The sequence below is a fragment of the Achromobacter sp. genome (genome assembly GCF_050285585.1).
In the GTDB taxonomy this organism is placed as follows: Bacteria; Pseudomonadota; Gammaproteobacteria; order Burkholderiales; family Burkholderiaceae_B; genus Achromobacter.
Genome location: NZ_JBLZXF010000027.1, coordinates 50,165 through 69,364, shown reverse-complemented (window position 1 = coordinate 69,364; position 19,200 = coordinate 50,165). Strand labels below are relative to the sequence as shown.

General features: G+C 66.3%; 19 protein-coding genes and 1 tRNA gene. 11 read left to right on the top strand and 9 right to left on the bottom strand.

The genetic code is table 11. From position 1 onward, the window contains the following. The first annotated feature begins 538 nt into the window (after positions 1 to 538). The 4 genes from ispB to ACN6PJ_RS24915 all read left to right on the top strand — a co-directional run bounded on the left by ispB (position 539) and on the right by ACN6PJ_RS24915 (position 4,441). Positions 539 to 1,504 (top strand): octaprenyl diphosphate synthase, encoded by a 966-nt coding sequence (gene ispB, locus ACN6PJ_RS24930; RefSeq protein WP_427998473.1) that lies wholly within the window; start codon positions 539 to 541, stop codon positions 1,502 to 1,504. Between the two features lie 103 nt (positions 1,505 to 1,607). Next, positions 1,608 to 1,684, top strand: a tRNA-Pro gene (locus ACN6PJ_RS24925). Positions 1,685 to 1,895: 211 nt separating this feature from the next. Then, positions 1,896 to 2,579, top strand: a complete 684-nt coding sequence (locus tag ACN6PJ_RS24920) for a LuxR C-terminal-related transcriptional regulator (RefSeq protein WP_427998472.1) — start codon at positions 1,896 to 1,898, stop codon at positions 2,577 to 2,579. Beyond that, entirely contained in the window at positions 2,576 to 4,441 is a 1,866-nt protein-coding gene (locus ACN6PJ_RS24915; protein WP_427998471.1) for a 7TM diverse intracellular signaling domain-containing protein, read from the top strand. Before ACN6PJ_RS24920 ends, ACN6PJ_RS24915 begins: the two co-directional genes overlap by 4 nt. A gap of 24 nt (positions 4,442 to 4,465) precedes the next feature. Here ACN6PJ_RS24915 and ACN6PJ_RS24910 read toward each other — a convergent pair whose 3' ends face one another. Next, on the bottom strand, positions 4,466 to 4,855 hold the full coding sequence (locus tag ACN6PJ_RS24910) for a SecDF P1 head subdomain-containing protein (RefSeq protein WP_427998470.1): 390 nt from the start codon (positions 4,853 to 4,855) through the stop codon (positions 4,466 to 4,468). A 168-nt stretch (positions 4,856 to 5,023) separates the two neighbouring features. On the opposite strand from ACN6PJ_RS24910, the gene ACN6PJ_RS24905 reads away from it, so the two are divergent. Together ACN6PJ_RS24905 and ACN6PJ_RS24900 are read left to right on the top strand one after the other, a co-directional pair. After that, a complete protein-coding gene (locus ACN6PJ_RS24905) occupies positions 5,024 to 5,485 on the top strand; it encodes a hypothetical protein (protein WP_427998469.1) in 462 nt (153 codons plus the stop codon). 381 nt (positions 5,486 to 5,866) lie between these two features. Continuing rightward, on the top strand, positions 5,867 to 8,035 hold the full coding sequence (locus ACN6PJ_RS24900; protein ID WP_427998468.1) for a TonB-dependent receptor: 2,169 nt from the start codon (positions 5,867 to 5,869) through the stop codon (positions 8,033 to 8,035). A 46-nt stretch (positions 8,036 to 8,081) separates the two neighbouring features. Here the strand turns inward: ACN6PJ_RS24900 and ACN6PJ_RS24895 are convergent, their stop codons facing one another. The 8 genes from ACN6PJ_RS24895 to ACN6PJ_RS24860 all read right to left on the bottom strand — a co-directional run bounded on the left by ACN6PJ_RS24895 (position 8,082) and on the right by ACN6PJ_RS24860 (position 15,506). Continuing rightward, the gene (locus ACN6PJ_RS24895) at positions 8,082 to 8,885 is read right to left on the bottom strand and encodes an N-acyl homoserine lactonase family protein (protein ID WP_427998467.1); all 804 of its coding nucleotides are present in this window, start codon (positions 8,883 to 8,885) and stop codon (positions 8,082 to 8,084) included. Beyond that, positions 8,882 to 10,114 (bottom strand): alpha/beta fold hydrolase, encoded by a 1,233-nt coding sequence (locus ACN6PJ_RS24890; protein WP_427998466.1) that lies wholly within the window; start codon positions 10,112 to 10,114, stop codon positions 8,882 to 8,884. The genes ACN6PJ_RS24895 and ACN6PJ_RS24890 overlap by 4 nt, the downstream gene beginning before the upstream one ends. Continuing rightward, complete coding sequence (locus ACN6PJ_RS24885; protein ID WP_427998465.1) at positions 10,059 to 10,802, bottom strand: GntR family transcriptional regulator; 744 nt, start codon at positions 10,800 to 10,802, stop codon at positions 10,059 to 10,061. Before ACN6PJ_RS24885 ends, ACN6PJ_RS24890 begins: the two co-directional genes overlap by 56 nt. Positions 10,803 to 10,919: 117 nt before the next feature. Beyond that, a complete protein-coding gene (locus ACN6PJ_RS24880) occupies positions 10,920 to 11,633 on the bottom strand; it encodes an ABC transporter ATP-binding protein (RefSeq protein WP_427998464.1) in 714 nt (237 codons plus the stop codon). Between the two features lie 56 nt (positions 11,634 to 11,689). Then, positions 11,690 to 12,430 (bottom strand): ABC transporter ATP-binding protein, encoded by a 741-nt coding sequence (locus ACN6PJ_RS24875; protein ID WP_427998463.1) that lies wholly within the window; start codon positions 12,428 to 12,430, stop codon positions 11,690 to 11,692. Continuing rightward, entirely contained in the window at positions 12,423 to 13,397 is a 975-nt protein-coding gene (locus ACN6PJ_RS24870) for a branched-chain amino acid ABC transporter permease (protein WP_427998462.1), read from the bottom strand. Before ACN6PJ_RS24870 ends, ACN6PJ_RS24875 begins: the two co-directional genes overlap by 8 nt. Next, entirely contained in the window at positions 13,397 to 14,257 is an 861-nt protein-coding gene (locus ACN6PJ_RS24865) for a branched-chain amino acid ABC transporter permease (protein WP_427998461.1), read from the bottom strand. Before ACN6PJ_RS24865 ends, ACN6PJ_RS24870 begins: the two co-directional genes overlap by 1 nt. A 31-nt stretch (positions 14,258 to 14,288) precedes the next feature. Continuing rightward, on the bottom strand, positions 14,289 to 15,506 hold the full coding sequence (locus ACN6PJ_RS24860) for an ABC transporter substrate-binding protein (protein WP_427998460.1): 1,218 nt from the start codon (positions 15,504 to 15,506) through the stop codon (positions 14,289 to 14,291). Between the two features lie 206 nt (positions 15,507 to 15,712). Between ACN6PJ_RS24860 and ACN6PJ_RS24855 the strand changes: the two genes are divergently transcribed. From ACN6PJ_RS24855 to ACN6PJ_RS24835, 5 genes are all read left to right on the top strand, one after another. After that, positions 15,713 to 16,126: a carboxymuconolactone decarboxylase family protein gene (locus ACN6PJ_RS24855; RefSeq protein WP_427998459.1), complete on the top strand. Its 414-nt coding sequence runs from the start codon at positions 15,713 to 15,715 to the stop codon at positions 16,124 to 16,126. Next, positions 16,123 to 17,037 carry an NAD(P)-dependent oxidoreductase gene (locus tag ACN6PJ_RS24850; protein ID WP_427998458.1) on the top strand — a complete coding sequence of 305 codons (915 nt, stop codon included), beginning with the start codon at positions 16,123 to 16,125 and terminating at the stop codon, positions 17,035 to 17,037. Before ACN6PJ_RS24855 ends, ACN6PJ_RS24850 begins: the two co-directional genes overlap by 4 nt. A 310-nt stretch (positions 17,038 to 17,347) precedes the next feature. Beyond that, the gene (locus tag ACN6PJ_RS24845; RefSeq protein WP_427998457.1) at positions 17,348 to 17,971 is read left to right on the top strand and encodes an HAD family hydrolase; all 624 of its coding nucleotides are present in this window, start codon (positions 17,348 to 17,350) and stop codon (positions 17,969 to 17,971) included. Further along, on the top strand, positions 17,968 to 18,849 hold the full coding sequence (locus tag ACN6PJ_RS24840; RefSeq protein WP_427998456.1) for a decaprenyl-phosphate phosphoribosyltransferase: 882 nt from the start codon (positions 17,968 to 17,970) through the stop codon (positions 18,847 to 18,849). The genes ACN6PJ_RS24845 and ACN6PJ_RS24840 overlap by 4 nt, the downstream gene beginning before the upstream one ends. A 2-nt stretch (positions 18,850 to 18,851) precedes the next feature. Then, positions 18,852 to 19,190: a ligand-binding protein SH3 gene (locus ACN6PJ_RS24835; RefSeq protein ID WP_427998455.1), complete on the top strand. Its 339-nt coding sequence runs from the start codon at positions 18,852 to 18,854 to the stop codon at positions 19,188 to 19,190. Positions 19,191 to 19,200 lie beyond the last annotated feature (10 nt).

Sequence of the window (19,200 nt, the reverse complement as noted above, 5' to 3'; positions counted from 1 at the left end):
TCGCCAGCGGCAACGCGATACTGCTTGCCACCGGTTTTTACGACCGCGTACATGGGGTGTTCCTTAAATAGGTAAAAAGGCCCATTCGCGCTGCCTGCCCTGCTGGGCGGGATTGCCGCCCCGGGGGGCATCCATGATCCATGATGATTCATGAGATGCACGCTTCCGTCTTCCGGCGCCAGGTCCTGGCAGGGAAGCGATAGCGCCCAAGAGCACTGCGCAAATGCAACCGACGTAATTCGGGCATTGCTGACCGAATCCGAAATATTAGCCCGGGACTTCCGGAAAGTCAAAAAGCGCTTGCGGGTTAAGGGCTTAGGTGTCGCGCGGATGCTTCACGCGGCGGGCGGCGCCTGGGGCGCGGTCCACCGCGGCCGCGCCGGGCGGGCCGCCCTGGCCGTCCGGCGGGGGGCAGGCCCGGCCCGCGTCCGTCACTCCCCGTATAATCGCTGGTCGAATCCCCCGCCTTGCCCGGCGGCCCAGCGGTAAGAGCCGTTACCCGTCCACGCGTCGGCTCGTTTCACTCTCCGGATACGTCTTGAACCTCCCCGCGCTTATTGCTCCCATTGCTGACGATATGAAGGCCGTCGATGCGGTTATCCGCGAGCGGCTGAACTCCGACGTCGTCCTGATCCGCACGATCGGCGACTACATCATCGGGGCGGGCGGCAAACGCATGCGCCCGGCCATGGTGCTGATGGTGGCGCGGGCCCTGGGATATGAGGGGACGCATCATCAGCTGTTGGCCGCCGTGGTGGAATTCATCCATACGGCGACGCTGCTGCATGACGACGTCGTCGACGAGTCCGATTTGCGCCGGGGCCGTGAAACCGCCAACGCGGTCTTCGGCAACGCCGCCAGCGTGCTGGTGGGCGATTACCTGTATTCCCGTTCGTTCGAGATGATGGTCGAGGCCGACTCGATGCGCGTCATGAGCATCCTGTCCGAAGCCACCACGGTGATCGCCGAAGGCGAGGTATTGCAGCTCCTGAACGTGCACGATCCGGACGTCTCGCAAGAGCGCTATCTGCAGGTCGTGCGCTACAAGACCGCCAAGCTGTTCGAGGCCGCCGCCCAGGTGGGCGCCGTGCTGGCGGGCGCCACGCCCGAGCAGGAAGCCGCCGCCGCGGCCTATGGCCGCCACGTCGGCACTGCCTTCCAGCTCGTGGACGACGTGCTGGACTACAGCGGCGACGCCGCCGCACTGGGCAAGAACGTGGGCGATGACCTGCGCGAGGGCAAGCCCACGCTGCCGCTGATCCGCGTGATGGAAGTGGGCACCCCGGAACAGCAGCAGCTGATCCGAGAGGCCATCAAGACGGGTGACGCCGATTTCGCCGCCGTGGCCGCCGCCATCCAGGCGACGGACGCCCTGGAGCATGCGCGCCAGGCCGCCGTCGCTGAAGCCGATCTGGCCCGCGACGCACTTTCCGGCTACCCCATTTCCCCTTTTCTAAATTCTCTGTTAGAATTCTGCGCTTTCGCGGTGAACAGAGATCGTTGAGCAAAATCAGCGAAATCGGAAACCAAGCGAAGAAGGCAAGAAAAGAAGGTAAGAAACGCAGCTGGGTCGTACTGAGCACGGCAAAGCAGCGAGTAGTAAAGATCGGGGCGTAGCTCAGCCTGGTAGAGTACTGCGTTCGGGACGCAGGAGTCGGAGGTTCGAATCCTCTCGCCCCGACCACTCATGTGGTCGAATTCATGAAGGTGTTTCCCGACGCCTTTGGCTGAAAGCCGGTATCGCGCAAGCGTTGCCGGCTTTTTTGCGTTTGGGGCTTTCGTCTGGTTCGGAGGCTTTTCTCTATATTCCTGTGAAAATACCAACTTCCAGGGATATCCGGTTTTCTCGGACTGATTCACAGTTGAGCCTGGGCAATGCCGCTCGCTCTTTTCCTATGACCGTCAACATGCTTGCTTCCGAGTCGACCCTGCCTGCACCGGTGCTGCTGGTGGAGGACGAGCCCCTGATCTGCCGCCGGCTGGAAGGCTTGCTGCTGCAACTCGGGTATGCGCCGGAGGCGCTGGTATTCGCATCGACGCTGGCTCAGGCGCGCGCCTGCCTGGCCAGCCAGCCGGTTGCGCTGGCGCTGGTCGACCTGGGTCTGCCCGACGGCAACGGCACGGAGCTGATCGCGGAAATGCATGCGGCCGATCCCGGCCTGGCGATTCTGGTCATTTCCGCCTGGAGCACCGAGGATGCGATCCTGGCCGCGCTGCGGGCGGGCGCGACCGGCTATGTGCTGAAGGAACGCGACGATCTCGAAGTCTCGCTGTCCATCCGCAGCGTGCTGCGGGGCGGGGCGCCCATCGATCCTTTCGTCGCCCGGCGCATCATCGAAGAACTGCGGCCCAGGCAGGCGGAACCGGCGGACGGCGCCGGCGGTGAAACGCTCAGCCCTCGCGAAAGCCAGATTCTTCGCCTAGTATCCGAGGGGCTGGGAAACCGCGAAATCGCCGAGGCCCTGTTCCTGTCGCGCTACACCGTCGAATGCCACGTCAAGCACATCTACCGCAAGCTCGCCGTCTCCTCGCGCACGCGGGCGATACATGCCGCGCGCACGCGGGGCTTGCTGGATTGAGGTGGCTGGCGGTTCTGTGGCTGGCGCTGTGGCTGGCGCCGGCCTGGGCGCAGCAGGCCGAGCCTGCCTGCACGGCGCAGGTGCTTGCCATCCAGGTGGCCAAGGGCGATGCCGGCGGCTCGCGGCCGGCGCCGCAGGCGCCGTGGCAGACCGTCACCCTGCCCGATGACTGGAGCGCGCGCTGGCCGGGCTACGGCGGCACGGCGTGGTACCGGATCGACTGGCAGCGGCGCTGCCCGGGCGAAGGCGCCGGTCAAGTGGCGCTGGTGCTCGAATCGGTGATCATGGCGGGCGAGGTATACATCAATGATGAGCGTATCTGGAGCGACCCGCAGCTGACCGAACCGCTGTCGCGCAGCTGGAACATGCCGCGCTACTGGATCATTCCGGACGCGCTGACGCGCGACGGCGTGAATACGCTGTGGGTGCGGGTGGTCGGCGTTGCAGGGCAGTCTCCCGGGCTCGGCCCGGTCTACCTTGGCGGGCAGCGGGCGATGCTGGAGCGCTACGAGAATCTGTGGTGGAGCAACCGCACCCTGTTCACGCTCAACATCATCGTTTCGGCCGTCATGGGCGGGCTGTGCTTCTGCATCTGGCTGATGCGCCGCGAACAGCGCACCTACGGCTGGTATGCGCTCATGGCCCTGTTCTGGGTGATGTTCATCGCCAATGTGCTGGTCACCAGCCCCTGGCCCTTCCCCGACAGCGCGACGTCGGCGCGGGCCAATATCATGGCCCTGGTGCTGTATGTGGCCTGTTTCTGCATCTTCACCTGGCGCTTCGGCGGACAGGCGCTGCCGCGTATCGAAAAGGCGTTGTGGGCGCTCTCGGCGGTATTGCTGGCCATGGTGGCGTTCCTGCCGCGGGCCCACCAGCCAGGCGTGCAGCTGGCGGTGGTGCTTATCGTGTCCGCCGTCTTCTTCATCAACTGCCTGCAGTTCCCGTTCCATGCCTGGCGCACCCGACGTCCGGAACACATCATGCTGGCGGCCTGCCTGCTGGTGTTCTTCGCCGCCAGCGCCCATGATCTGCTGCGCATGTTGAAGCTCATCGACAGCGACGCGTCCTATACGCCGTTCACCAGCGTCGTCGTCACGCTGTGCCTGTCCGCCGTGCTGGGGCTGCGCCACGCCCGCAGCGTGCGGCGCATCGAACGCTTCAACCAGGAACTGGCCGACGGCATCGAGCAGGCGCGCACCGAATTGGCCACCACCCTGGAGCGCGAGCACACGCTGGCGCTGGCCAACGCCCGCCTGCAGGACCGGCTGCAGATCGCCCACGATCTGCATGACGGGCTGGGCGGTTCGCTCGTGCGGATGATGGCCATGGTCGAGCAGGCCAGCGAGCCCGTGCAGCGCCAGCAGTTCCTGTCCATGCTCAAGCTGCTGCGCGACGATTTGCGCCAGACCATCGACAGCGGCTCCAGCGCGGGCGTCAAGGTGCCGGCCACGCCCCGGGAATGGATCGCGCCTTTGCGGCACCGGTTCATGCAGCTGTTCGACGAACTGGATATCGCTGCCGACTGGCGGTTTCCCGAGCAATGGCGCACGCCGCCCAGCGCCCTGCAATGCATGGCGCTCACGAGGCTCGTGGAGGAATCGCTGGTGAATGTGCTCAAGCACAGCCGTGCCCGGCAGGTGGAGCTGGAGCTGCGCCAGACCGAGCCGGGGCGCCTGGAACTGCGCATCGAGGACAATGGCGTCGGTTTCGATGTGGCCGCGGTATTGCGGGCCGGCATCAGCGTGGGCATGCGCAGCATGCACACCCGCATCGCGCGGGTGGGAGGCGAGCTGGACGTGGCGTCGCGGCCGGGCCAGACCGTACTGGTGGCCACGTTCGCGCCGCGGCCGTTCCAGGCCTGAGGCGGGGCGGGGCCCCGCCCCGCGCTACTTCGCCGCGTTCTCGTCGTCCACCGTCAGTTCGCCGGTTTTCATGATGCCCTGGGCGATCTCGTCGGCGGACTTGCCCTCGAAACCATGTTCGCCCGCCGTGATGCGGAAGCTGCCGCCTTCGAGCGGACTCATGAGGGTGGCCGAGGACAGCAGCACGCCGTTCGAGCGCAACTGGATGCGCTTGCCGACGCGTTCGCGGGTGAAGTCGGCCAGGGCCTTGCGGCTCTCGGGCTTGAGTTCGACCTCCACCATTCTGGCCGAGGTGTGCGGATCGGCGCCGGCCGTTGCGCGTTCGGCGTGCAGTACGACCGTGTCGGCCTGCGCCGCGCAGGGCAGGAGCGCGGCCAGGATGGATGCGCGGAAAAAATGGCGGATGGATGGCATGCAAGGCTCCTTCTGGCGTAAGGCCGCCGCCGGCGTCGGTTGCGGATGCGGGCGGCGCTTCCATCCTAGCCGATGTCGCGCGGATTGCAGGCCGCTGCCGGTTGTCGCGCCCAAGACGTTCTACTATTGCGCACCGGCTCGTGAGCGGGCCTTACCCAGGAGAGCGTCATGGCAGTGCGCGGGACCCGGCTGTTTTCTTGCCTGTTGCTGGCGGGCGCCGTCCATGCGGGGATCGCCCATGCGGGGTCCGCGCCCGCGGACCTGGATTGCGTGTCGGATAGCGGCAAGGTCGCCCTGAACGGCGTGATCCCGTCGCCCTCATCGGAAGAACTGAAGTTGAAACTGCGCTATGCCGACGGCAGCCTGAGCTTCGATTCGGACACAAGCGCCAGTTATGCGGTTGCGGATTTTCCGCTGTCGGTGTTCACCTTGCTCGTGGCCTCCGAGGTTCAGCCGCTGACGCTCTACGCCTTGCCTGCCAGCATGGCCGTGCGGAAAGAACAGAACGGCGACATCGCCGGCAAGTTCCAGGCCAAATTGATTGCGCCTCGGCCGCAATCCCAGTCCGGCATCCAGAGCCCGGCTCCTCTCAAGGCCACCTTGAACTGCGAATACCGGTACTCCCTGTAAACCCGGCCGTTCCGCCGGCCATCCATCGGTAGGAGATGCGGGTTTCTTAACGGTTGAAGCCCGTGGATGCGCGTAGATGGATGTGGATGTGTTCGCCAATACAAGGCGAAGTGTTGTTATTCAGCCGCCAAACGCACTGGATCAGTCTGAGAATTCAACAAAATTGACGAAATTCTGAATAAATCCTGACTTGTAGTTGAATGCAGTAATGGGAATGAATATCATTGGCCTTCTTATAAAACCAAGGTCGCGCCGTTAGAGCGCCCGCCGCGGGGCGGTTTCCGAAAGAGTCCAATGAGAAAAGCAGATAGATCGACGGCCGGCGCCAAGGCCGGTGGCAGCCATTCGTCCTCAATTTACGCAGCGGTGTGCGGCGCCCTGATGTCCCCGGGGCTGGCGCTGGCGCAGGGCAGCCTGGCGCCCGGCGCCGTGCAGGAACTGTCGCCCGTCCGGGTGCAGGGCCAGGCGCTCGACGATGGCTACGAGGCGAATTACGTTTCTTCGCCCAAGATGACGGCGCCCTTGCTGGATACGCCCCGTTCGGTGACCGTGATCACGGAACAATTGATGCGCGACCGCGCGGCCTCGTCCCTGATGGACGTTCTGCGCACCGCGCCCGGCATTACGTTCGGCGCCGGAGAAGGCGGCACTCCCACCGGCGACCGGCCGTTCGTGCGCGGCTACGAGGCCAGCACCGACATGATGGTCGATGGCATGCGCGATCTGGGCCGCTTCTCTCATGAAACCTTCAACCTTGAATCCGTCGAGATCCTGAAGGGGCCCAGTTCAGCCTATTCGGGCCGGGGCTCCACCGGCGGCAGCATCAACCTGGTCAGCAAGAGCCCCAAGCTGGAGAATTTCGCCGAAGGCACCGTGGGCGTGGGCACCGACCGGAACTGGCGGCTGACGGGCGACGGCAACTGGGCGTTCAGCGACAGCTCGGCGTTCCGCCTGAACTTCATGAAGCAGGGCGGAGACATCCCGGGCCGCGACCACGTCGAGACCGACCGTTGGGGCGTCGCGCCTTCGTTCGCATGGGGGCTGGGCACGCCGACGCAGGTAACGCTGAGCTACTACCATCTGCAGAACGACGATACGCCCGACCTGGGCATTCCCTTCAAGAACGAGTCGCGTCCGGGCCGGGTCACGCCGCCCAACGTCGACCGCGACAACTATTATGGGTTGATCGGGCGCGACTACCGCAAGAATCAAGCCGACATGGGCACCTTGATGGTCGAGCACAAGTTCAGCGACAGTCTGAAACTGCGCAACGGAACCCGCTACAGCCAGTCCTCGAACGAATATGCCATGACGCGCCCATCGTTCGACAATTGCGCCGCGCGCGTCGGCGGCAAGGCCAACCCTGCCTATGGCAAACCGCCATGCTCGACCGAGGGGCCGGGCGTGCAGATGAGCAAGGCGCTGCGCACGCTGAACCAGACCAACCGGTCCTTCATCAACCAGACCGACCTGTTCGGCGAGTTCGTCGCGGGCGGGCTGCGCCACAGCTACGCAGCCGGCCTGGAATACAGCAACGAGAAGATCATCAAGCGCGATGGCGTCCCCCGGGGGGGCTTCGACAAGACCCTGGTGGACGACCTCTACAACCCGAATCCGCACCAGGCCTACACGGGCAGCCTGGGGTGGGGGCCGAGATACGATGCCGCCGAGACCATCACCCGCGCGGCCTACGTGTTCGACACGGTCAAGTTCAGCGAGCAATGGGAGGCCAACGTCGGCCTGCGCTACGACAACTACCGCGTCACCAGCGGCAGCGCCCAGCGCACCGACAATATGTGGAACTACCAGCTGGGCGTGGTCTACAAGCCGGCTCCCAATGGCAGCGTCTACGTGTCCTACGGCACGTCGTCCAATCCTTCCGGCGAAACCGCCGCCCAGTCCGGCGGCGCGGATGGCGCGGCCGGCGGCCGCCTGACCGCCGGCACCGCCGGGCTGGCGCCCGAGAAGAGCCGCAGCATCGAAGTGGGCACGAAGTGGGACGTTTTCGACGAACGCCTGTCCTTGACGGCGGCGGTTTTCGAAACCCGCAAGACCGACGCGCGCAGCGCCGATCCCATTACGGGCGATGTGACGCTTTCGGGCAGCAACCGCGTGCGCGGCATCGAACTGGGCGCGGCCGGCGCCATTACGCCGAAATGGCAGGTGTGGGCAGGCTACAGCTACATGGATCCCAAGGTGACCAGCTACCAGAGCGGCGGCACGGACTTCAGCGGCAACCAGATGAAGTTCATCGCGCGCCAGAGCGCCAGCCTGTGGAGCACCTACAAGCTCATGCCCGAGCTGACCGTCGGGGCCGGCGCCACCTATACCGGCAAGCGCTACGTGGACGACGCGAACGTCTACCAGCTGCCGTCCTACTGGCGCTACGACGCCATGGCGTCCTACCAGTTCAACAGGAACTTCGGCCTGCAACTGAACCTGAATAACCTGACCGACGAAACGATCTACGAAGCGTCGCACGTCGGGCTGTTCAGCTACGTGGCTCCCGGCCGCTCGGCGATGCTGACGGCCACGTTCCGGTACGACTGAACGGGCGTCGCCGGCCCCGCCGCGCGGGGCCGGCCGTGGCGCGGCGTCAGGGGCGCCCCGCGCCCAGGTGCAGCGCCACCACTTCCGTGTCCGTCCCGTCCAGCCCGGGATAGCGTGCGCGGACGAGCGGGTCGTGGCCCGGAATGATGTGCTCGGGAGATTCCGCGAATTTCAGCAGCGTGTCGTAGCCCGCAAGCATGTCGGCCACGTTGTGCACGATGGGAAACGGCGCCTGCAAGCCCATGTTGTCGTAATAGTGGCTGGCGTCGGACGCCAGCACCATCCAGCCGCGCGCGGTATGCACGCGCACCGACTGCAGGCCCTGCGTATGGCCGCCGATATGCAGCAGTTCCAGGCCGGGCGCGATTTCGTCGTGGCCATGGTAGAAGGCCACGCGCTTGTCGTAGACGCCGCGCACCACGTCGACCACGTCCTCCACCGCATACGCGTGGCGCAGCATGTCGAAGCGCATATTGCAGCCGCAGGCGTAATGCAACTCGCTTTCCTGCAGATGCAGGCGGGCGTTGGGCAGCTTTCGGATATTGCCCGCGTGGTCGTAGTGCAGGTGCGTCACGATGACGTCCCGGATGTCGGCGGGCGCAATGCCCAGCTTCTTCAGGGAGTCGATCGGGCAACGCAGGAACTCGCGGCCGCGGGCCCGGGCGGCGGCCTCGTTGAAGCCGGTGTCGACGAGATAGACGCGGCTGCCGTTACGGATGACCCAGACGAAATAATCCATAGGCATGGGGCCGTCATGCGGGTCCGGCGGCGGAGCGATGAAATTCTGGGCCCGGCTGCGCGCGACCGTCGCATAGCGCAGGGCATAGACTTCGTAGTTGGGCAGCGTCATGCGATTCCTCTCGATGCTCGGATGTGTTCCAGTTCCGGCCGCAGGTACTCCAGCAGCCGCCGCGGGTTTTCGGTCATGGGGAAGTGGCCCAGTTCGGGCATGACGCCAAAGCGCGCGCCGGGTATCAGCGCGGCGACCCTGCGCGAGTCTTCGGGACTGGCCGAGTAGTCATAGGCTCCCGTCAGGAGGGAAACGCCGAAGGCGCTGGTGTCCAGCCCCGTCACGTGCAGGGCCGCGTCGAAATCCTCGCTGTAGAACCAGAGGTCGTTGGCGTAGACATTGAATCCGCCTTGGGAATAGATCCAGGCCGCGTCGCGCCGCGCTTCCAGCGGGGAGAGGGGGGCCATCAGGCCGCGCACGTAGGCGGGGTTGTGCGCTGCCTGGTTCACCTGGGGATGGCAAAGCATGGGCGTGCGCCGCCCGCTGGCTTTCCAGGGGGCTTCCAGCGCGACCACGCCCGCCACGTCGGCGGGGCTGCGCGCGGCCGCGACCAGCGCGATCGCCGCGCCCATCGAACAGCCCAACAGTACGGCCGGGGCGCGGGCCACTTGCCGGATCACCGCCAGACAGGCCTGCAGATAGGAGTCGAGCGTAAGCCCGGTTTCGGTCCAGGCCTGCCCCGGCATGGGCATGCTGCGGCCGTGGCCGGGCATGTCGAATGCGATCATGCGCCATTGCCGCTGCAGGCCGGGATCGGCCATCAAAGAGTGGTACTGGCGGGAGTCCGCGCCCGCGGTATGCAGCATCAGCAGCGGCGGACCGGATTCGAGCCCGCTGGTTTCGTAGTGGAGGCTCGCCGGCTGCTCGCCGATATCGACCGTGGCGTAGTGGCCGGAAATCGCGCTCCGGTCGAGCAGGGCGGGGGCGGCGTCGACTTGTCCGCGGAGGATTTCGAACAGCCGTTCCAGCGGATGCAGGGCCTGGGCAATCGCGAGGGCGTCGCCCTTGACGCGCAAGCCGGGCACATGGCGGCGCGCGGCGGTGAAGGAGTGGTAGCCCGGAGGCGGTTCGGCGCTGAGCATTTTCTGCCAGGCGTCCGGGGGCGCGCTGATGACGATGCGCTGCGAGGGGCCGGCGGGCTGGCCGGCCCAGACGGCCAGTTTGCCGCCGGGGTCTTCTCCCGCCTGCAGCCAGATGGCGCAGGGCAGGCCCCGGGCGGCAGAGAGGAATTCCTTATCCTGCTGGGCCAGCGCTACTGCGGCCCTCAGTTCTTGGACGATCGCCTTCACTTCCACGGGTCTCCTCTTGTTGGCGCCGGAGCACTTCGAGCGCGGTGCGCTCGGCGTTCACGATATGGCTCCGGGCGGCCTCTTGCGCCCCTTGCGGGTCTCGGGCGCGGATGCGCTCGAACAGATGATCGATTTCGGCCAGGCTCTCGGGCAGGCGGTCCGGGCGCGCGAACGAGGTGGCCCGCAGCAGGTTGATGCGCGACAGCAGCCCGGGCAGCATGTCCTTGACCAGGTCGTTGTCGCAGCCGCTCAGCAGCACGTCGTAGAAATCGCGCTTGGCCGCCAGCAGGGCCGATTTGTTGCTGCCCTTGGCCTGGCGATGCAGCGCGTCCACCGCCTTGCGCAGGCGTTCGATGTCCGCGTCTTGGGCCAGTCGGGCGAATTCGTGCGCGGCGTAGCCCTCGAGCAGGGCGCGCAGGGCGTAGAGGTCGCGCGCGGCCTTTTCGGTGATGCGCACGACGGTGGGGCCGCGGTGCGGTTCGATGGAAATCAGGCGTTCGGCTTCAAGCGTGCGCAGCGCCTCTCGCAGAGTGCTGCGGCTGATGCCCAGTTGTTCGCACAATTCCAGTTCGCGCAGGCGTTCGCCGCCCTTGATCCGTCCGTCCATGATGGACGCGCGCAGGAATTCCTCCACGCGGGTGCGCAGGGTGGCGGGCTTTTCGAATATCGCGCCTGTGGGGGTGGCCATAACAGTCTCTCGTTTATCCTGGCGGCGGGTTATCGCAGCGGCGCGGGCTTGTGGCCGTGCCGTCGCAAACCGCCGTATCAACGTAAAGACGCAATATATCCCGTCGGTCGCCCATCGCTACAGCCCCAGGTAGGCGGCGCGCACCCGGCTGTCTTCCAGCAAGGCATTGCTGGGACCGGAAAGCACCATGGATCCGGATTGCAGCACGTAGGCGTGCTCCGCGACCGACAGCGCCAGGCGGGTGTTCTGCTCCACCAGCAAGATCGTCAGCCCGCCGCGATGGATGTCCACCATGGCCTGGTGCATCTCCTCGACGATCTTCGGCGCGAGGCCGTGGCTGGGTTCGTCGAGCAGCAGCAGCCGGGGCTTGAGCATCAGCGCCCGGCCGAAGGCCACCATCTGCTGTTCGCCGCCGGACAGGGTCCCCGCCGCCTGCCGCCGGCGCTCCTGCAGCCGGGGAAACAGGGCGTAGATCCGGTCGCAGTCGCGCCTGACGGCCGCCGTGTCGCGGCGGCGCGTGTAGCCGCCCAGATACAGGTTTTCCTCGACCGTCATGTCGGGGAATACGTGACGGCCCTCGGGGACGTGGGCGATGCCCAGCTCCGGAATGCGGTGCGGCGGGAGGCGCAGGATCTCCTGGCCGTCGAACTTCACGCTGCCGCTGGTCTTGTCCAGCAGGCCGGAGATGCAGCGCAGCAGGGTGCTCTTGCCCGCCGTATTGGCGCCGACGACGGCGATGAAGCCGCCTTCCGGCACGCTCAGCGATACCTCATGCAGCACCGGGCTGCGGTCGTACGAGGCGGTCAGCGCTTCAATCTGGAGCAGGCTCATTGGACTTCCTTCGTGCTGCGCACTCCGGTATTCGCCCTTGGGGCGGCCCGGCGGGCTCATGCCGGCACCTCGACCTGCTCCAGCGATTTGCCCAGGTAGACTTCGATCACCGTAGGGTTGGAGGCGATCTCGGCGGGGCTGCCTTCGGCGATCTTCTGGCCGAACGACAGCACCAGGATCCGGTTGCAGAGGCGCATGATGGCGCGCATGTGGTGCTCCACGACGATGAAGGTGATGCCGGATTCGTCGCGCAGGGCGCGGATCAGGTCCAGCATGGCGTCCATTTCGGATTCGTTCAGCGCCGCCATGACTTCATCCAGCAGGAACACCTTGGGATCCGTGCACAACGCGCGGGCCAGCTCCACCCGCGCCTGCTCGGGGAACGACAGTTCGCCCGCCGGCTTTTTCGCGATGGCCGACAGGCCGACGCGGTCGAGGTTGGCGCGCGCGAGCTGGCGGGCGCGATCCACGTCGTGCCGCAGCAGCCCGCCGACCAGCACGTTGTCCAGCACCGTCATTTCGGGGAACAGGGCCACGTTCTGGAATGTCTTGGTCATGCCCAGCGCGGCGATCTGGTGGGGGCGCAGGCCGCTGATGTCGCGGCCGTCCAGTTCGATGCGTCCGCCATGGCCGCGGTACAGTCCGACCAGCAGGTTGAACAGCGTCGTCTTGCCGGCCCCGTTGGGACCGATGAGGCCCAGGATGTCTCCCTTGGCGACGTTGAACGATACGTCGTCCACGGCCTTCAGGCCGCCGAAGCGCCGCTGGATGCGGGACACTTTGAGAATGTCAGGCATGCTGCCTCCCCGTCACGCTCCGCAGCCGGGCCCACAGCGCCGACAGGCCGCGGGGCTCGATGAGGATGATGGCGATGAGGATCAGGCCGAAGGCCAGCTGCGAGACGCCCGCCGTGTGGCCGGACAGCCAGTCGTTGAAGACTTCTTCCAGCGGGATGATCACCAGGGCGCCGATCAGCGGGCCCGCCACGGTGCCCACGCCGCCGATGATGCAGATGAGCGCGACGCGGACCGAGATTCCGACCAGCGAAAACACCGTGTCCGGATCGAAGAAGTAGATGAATTGCGCGTAGAGCGTGCCGCAGGCGCCCATCAGCGCGGCGGAGATCACGGCCGCCAGGATGCGGGTGCGGGCGGTATTCACGCCGATGACTTCCGCGGCTTGCGGATTGGCCTTAACCGCGCGCAGGCGGTAGCCCAGGCCCGAATGGCTGATGAGCGCGAACACGACGGACGTGATCAGCGCGGCGCCCAGCATCAGGTAGTAGTAGGGGATGCTGGACTTGAACTGCATCTGAGACAGGCCTTCCGAGAACGGGATCGATACGCCCACCGGGCCTCCCGTGACCGACGCCCAGGTATTGGCGATGGCGCGCAGCACTTCACCGAAGGCCAGGGTGGCCAGCGCGAAATAGTGGCCGCGCAGCCGCATGGTGGGCAGGCTGAGCAGCGCGCCCGCCAGCGCGGCGACCGCCATGGCGGCGACGATGCCCAGCCAGGGGGAAATGCCGTAGCGCATGAGCAGCAACGTGGAGGTGTAGGCGCCCAGGCCGAAGAACGCCGCATGCCCCAGGGAAATCTGGTTGGCCAGCCCGCCCACGATGTTCCAGGACTGGCCCATGGCGGCGAACAGCAGCACCAGGGTCAGGACCCGGATGCCGTAGCCCTGGTCTTCCATCAGCCAGGGCGCGCCCGCCGCCACCGCCAGTACGAGCGCCCATGGCAGGAATTGTCGGTTCAGAGTCATCAGCCCGCCTTTTTCAATAGGCCTTCCGGACGCACGGCCAGGACCAGGATGAAGATCGCAAACAGCACCAGGTTCTGCAGCTGCATGGGCAGTACCAGCGAGGACAGCGACTGGATGACGCCGACCGCCACGCCGCCCACCACCGCTCCGATCACGCTGCCCAGGCCGCCCAGCACCACGGCGGTGAACATCAGCACGCTGAACTGGGCGCCGACCGTGGTCGAGGCCGTCAGGTAGGGCAGGATGATCCCGCCGCCCAGCGCGGTCATGCCCACCCCCAGGCCGAATGCCAGCTGATGGACGCGGTGCGTGGAAATGCCCGACAGCCTGGCGGCCATCGGATCCTGGGCGGTGGCCCGCACTGCCATGCCCCACCAGGTTTTCTTGAGCACCCACCAGAGGACGAGGCCCGCGACGGACGCCACCACGAAGGCCAGCAGATAGGGCGCGCTGAGCAGGATGGGACCGATCGCAAACGCCGTCATCTGGTAGGGCGTCTGCACCGAGCGGAACTCGGATCCGAACAGGATCAGCGCCAGGTTTTCCATGACGATGAGCAGGCCCACCGTCAGGAAGATCTGGGCGACCGCCGGAGCCTTCAGTACCCGGTTGATCAGGTACTTCTGCGTCAGCACGCCCAGCACGAAGGCGACGGCGAACGAGAGCAGCGATCCGAGCAGGGGATCGAGGCCCAGCAGTTTCCAGGCGAAGTACGCGACGAACATGCCCACCATCAGGAACTCGGCCTGGGCAAAGTTGACGATGGACACCACGCCGAAGACCAGCGTGAGACCGATCGATATGACCGCGTAAACGCCGCCCAGCAGGATGCCGTCCACCAGGGCCTGCAAGAATTGCATGGTCGCTCTCCGTACGCCGTGCGCGCCGCGTTCAGCCCGCGCCGATGACCCGGCCCTTGGCCAGGGCCTGCGGCCAGACCGACACAAGCTCGTTGTTTTGCCACTGGACCATGACGGGCTGCGCCATGGTGTTCAGCCCGTTGGCGTCGAAGTGCACGCCGCCGCCCGACATCACGCCGGCCCAGCCCTGGTCGTACTTCTGCGCGCGCAGGGCCTTGGACACCGCCTCGGGCTTGTCCGACGCGGCGACTTCCAGCGCTTGCGCCAGCACGCCGGCGCAGACCGCGTGCTCCAGCGCCTCGTGCGGCATGAACGTGCCGAAACGCTTGCGGTAGCGTTCGGTGTATTCGGGCGCCTGGTCATAGTTGGCGGGGGCGATCGACAGCACCGCCTGCGCATACTGGCCCAGCGCTTTCGCAAAGTCGGGGATGACATAGCCGGCCGCGCCGCCCACGACCGGCACCGTCAGGCGTTGCTGCCGCATGACGCGGATGATCAGCAGGCTGTCGTTGAGGTAGGAAATGGGGAAGACGATCTGCGCGTCGGAGCCCCGCAACTTGCTGATGAGCGGGGTGACGTCGGTGATGCCCAGCGGGTAGGCCTCGTCCAGCACGATCTGCGCGCCCGCGGCCTTGGCCGCGTTGCGCACGCCCACCGCCTGGGAGGTGCCGTAGGCGGTGTCTTCGTAGAGCAGGGCGATTTTCTTGATCTCCGAGGCGCCCGCCACGACCGACGCCGCATAGTCGTACTGCGCCTGCCCCAGCACGGAGCCCTTGGATACCACCTGGAAGATGTGCTTGAAGCCGCGTTCGGTGAGCACATCCGAGAACGACATGGTCAACAGCGGAATGCCGCGGCGCTCGGTGACTTCGGAGACCGCCAGGGTCAGCGACGAGGCATATGCGCCGATGATGGCGACGCAGCGGTTCTGCGTGATCAGCCGCTGCGCCACCGTGGCAGCCGTGGTGGGTTGCGAGGTGGCGTCCGCGATGATGAGCTTGAGCTTGGCGCCGCCCAGGGCCTTGATGCCGCCGGCCGCGTTGATTTCGTCGGCGGCCAGTTCCAGCCCCTGGCGCGAGTTGATGCCGAACTGGGCATTGGCGCCCGACAGCGGCAGGATCACGCCGACATTGACTTCGGACGGAGCGGCCAGCGCGCGGCCGGGCAGGCTTGCGGCCAAGGCCGCGGCGCCGAGGCCGGCGACGAATTCCCTGCGCCCGCGGCGGATCGCCTGGTGGGGTGTTTTCATGGTTGTCTCCTGGCTTTTTTCGAGGATGGCGCTCGGCAGCCAGCCCGGCGCTCTGGGCCAATTATTGTTCGCGTTCCACATTCGGTCAAGAATATTGTCGGACAATCCGACTATTGACGGCCTTGCCAAGTTTGACTGACAATCAGACAAGATCACCGGCGAGCAAGCCAGGCCTCGCCGGTCACCGCCACGAGAGAGGAGCAACCATGGCAGACATCAAATCCGAAACCCAGGCCCTGTTCGACCAAGGGCTGAAGCTGCGCCGCGAAGTGCTGGGCGCCGAATACGTGGACGGCTCGCTAGCCCGCGCCAACGAATTCATGATGGCCTTCCAGCACATCACCACCGAATGGTGCTGGGGCTATGCCTGGGGCCGTCCCGGTCTGGAAAAGAAGACCCGCAGCATGTTGAACCTGGCGATGCTGACGGCGCTGAACCGCCCGGCCGAGATCAAGCTGCACGTCAAGGGCGCGCTGAACAATGGCGTGACGGTCGAGGAAATCAAGGAAATCCTGCTGCAGGCCACGGTGTACTGCGGCATTCCGGCGGGCCTGGACGCGTTCAAGGTGGCCAATCAGGTGCTGGAGGAAGAGGGCGCGTTCAAGGGGGCGCAAGAATGAGCGCGCCGCAAGCGCGCGTTGGCCTGATCGGCATCGGCAGCATGGGCTGGCCCATGGCTGCCCGGCTGGTCCAGGCCGGCTTCACGGTGACGGTCTTCGACGCCGCGCCGGGCCAGGCCGGGAAATTCGCCAAGGAGGTGGGCGGGCAGGCCGCGGCGACTTGCGCCGAACTGGCGGGCCAGGCCGACATCATTTTCACCATGCTGCCTACCAGCGCCATTGTCGAACAGGTGCTGGGCGGCGAGCAGGGTGTGCTGGCGGGCCTGCGTCCGGGCGCCGTCGTGGTGGACATGAGCTCCGGGGTGCCGGCGCATACCCAACGGCTGGCCCGGACCGTGGCCGCCGCCGGCGGCGAGATGGTGGACGCGCCGGTGTCCGGCGGCGTGCCGCGCGCGCGCACCGGCGAGCTGGCGATCATGTTCGGCGGCCCCGCGGCAACGCTCGAACGGGTGCGTCCGGCCCTGGCCTGCATGGGCACGTCGATTACTCCCGTGGGGGACGTCGGCAGCGCCCATGCCATGAAGGCATTGAACAACCTGGTATCGGCGGGCGGTTTTCTGATCGGCGTCGAGGCCATGCTGATCGGCCAGCAGTTCGGCCTGGATCCGAACGTGATCGTGGACGTGCTCAACGCGTCGACGGGCATGAACAATTCCACCCAGAAAAAGTTCAAGCAGTTCGTGCTGTCGCGCCAGTTCAATTCCGGTTTCGGCCTGGACCTGATGGTCAAGGATCTCGGCATTGCGCTGGGCATCGCCACGGATACCGGCACGCCGACGCCGTTCGCATCGCTGTGCCGCGAACTCTGGGCCTCGGCCGGCAAGACGTTGGGCAAGGGCCAGGATCACACCGCGGTTGCCCGCTTGTCCGAGCAACTGGCGGGTGTGGAATTGGGGCCGAAGAAGGGCTGAGGCGCTACGCGGCGCGGCCCCGGCCGCGCCGTTTTCGGCCCGGCCCGAGCTGCCGGGCCGAGGCGTCGGGGTGGCCGTTGCCGGCCCTCTCCGTTGACGCCGCGCAAGCTAAGCGTGCGCAGGCTGCAACAAATTTTCGCAATATATGTTACAAATACACAATAATTGACATATAGCGAACGCGGTCCGCGGGACCTGCCGTGCTGATTGGCCACCGTCCGATAATGCGTGCCCGCGTCCCAAGCGCCGGCCTTTCTCGGGCATAGTCGGCGGCAGTCCCGGCGTGGCCGGGCGCGGTAGCGACAGCAGTATGCCCCCACAATCGCAGTTTCCCGTTCATCCACGCGTGATCGCGGCCTTCGACTTCGACGGCACCCTGACGCGGCGCGACACGTTCGTCCCCTTTCTGGCCCATCTTTCATGGGCCAGGCTGCTTGGAGCCCTCGTGGCGGCCGCACCCGCGCTGGCGGGGTTCGCGCTGCGCCTGCGCAGCAATGAGCACGCCAAGGCGGCGCTTTGCCGAGCGGCGCTGAAGGGCCGTTCGCGCGCCGAACTGGCCCGCATCGCGCGCGCGTGGGTGCGCACCATCCCCCTGCGCCCCGCGCTGGTCGAGCGGCTGCGCTGGCATCAGCAGCGCGGCGACCATTGCGTCCTGGTGAGCGCATCGCCGGACATCTATCTGGAGGAGGTCTCGCGCCATCTGGGGTTCGACGACCTGATCTGCACGCGGATGTCGATCGACGGGCAGGGGAAGCTCACCGGCGATCTCGACGGCGCCAATTGCTGGGGCCCGGAAAAAATGCGCCGCCTGGCGGAACGCTTCGGTCCCCTGGGCCGCTACGAGCTGTATGCCTATGGGGACAGCCGCGGCGATCAATGGATGATAGATGCCGCGCAGCACGCGTGGTACCGCGGCCAGGCGGTCAAGCCATGAGCGCCATCGTTTCCCTGCTGCGCCCGCAGCAATGGCTGAAGAACGGTTTCGTGCTGATCGGGCTGATCTTCAGCCACGGCTGGGCGGATCCGGACCTGGCGTTCGGGGCGGGCGTGGGATTCGTGGCGTTCTGCCTGGCGTCCAGCGCGGTCTACGTATTGAATGACTATTTCGACAGGGCGGCCGACGCCGCCCATCCCAAGAAGCGCTATCGCCCCATCGCCAGCGGCCGGGTCGGCCTGCCGCAGGCGCGCGTGCTGATCGCGATCCTGTTCTGCGGCGCGCTGGGGCTGCCGTTGGCCCTCGGGCAATGGCCGGTGGCGCTGGTCGTGGCCTGCTACCTGGCGCTGAACATCGCCTATACGCTGCGCCTGAAGCACAAGGTGCTCGTCGACGTGTTCTGCATCGCCGCCGGCTTCATGCTCCGCTTGGCTTGCGGCACCTATGCGGTAGGCATCATGCCCTCCCGCTGGATGCTGTTGTGCAGTTTCATGCTGACGCTGTTCCTGGGCTTCGCGAAGCGCCGCGCCGAGATCGTCGCGATGCCCTCCGGCGTGCTTGCCCTGGAAGGCAGCACGCGCATCGTGCTGCGCCACTACAGCGCGCAACTGCTGGACAACCTGGTTGCCATTACCGCCAGCGCCAGCCTGCTCACCTATGGCCTGTATACGGTGGATGCCGAGACCGCGGCATTGCATGGCACCCAGCACCTCGTCCTTACCTTGCCCATCGTGACCTTCGGCGTATTTCGCTACCTGTACCTGCTGTACAGGGGCGGGTCCGGCGAAGAGCCGGGGCGCGATCTGCTGGCCGACAACCAGATACGCATGGCGGTGCTGGCCTGGGTGATTGTGGTGGTCTTGCTTGTGGGAACTTGAAGATGGCATATCTGTGGCTGATTCTCAGCGGAGCATGCAGCGTGGCGGCCAGCGTGGCGCTCAAGGCCGCGGGGGCGGGTTCGGCGGCCGGGCTGCCGGCGTCGCTCCTGGGGCAGGCGCTGCCCTATCTGGCGGCGATCGGAGCCTATGGGCTGGGCTTCGGGTTCTACGCGCTGGCGCTGCGGCAACTGGACCTGACCCTGGCCTACCCGCTGATGGTGGCCTTCGCCATCGCGGGCGTCTTCGGCTATGGCCTGCTGTCCGGCGCCGAGTCGATCTCGGCCGCGCGCATGGCGGGCGCCGCCTTCATCGCCATCGGCATCTTCCTGCTGTCGAAATAAGCATATGAAT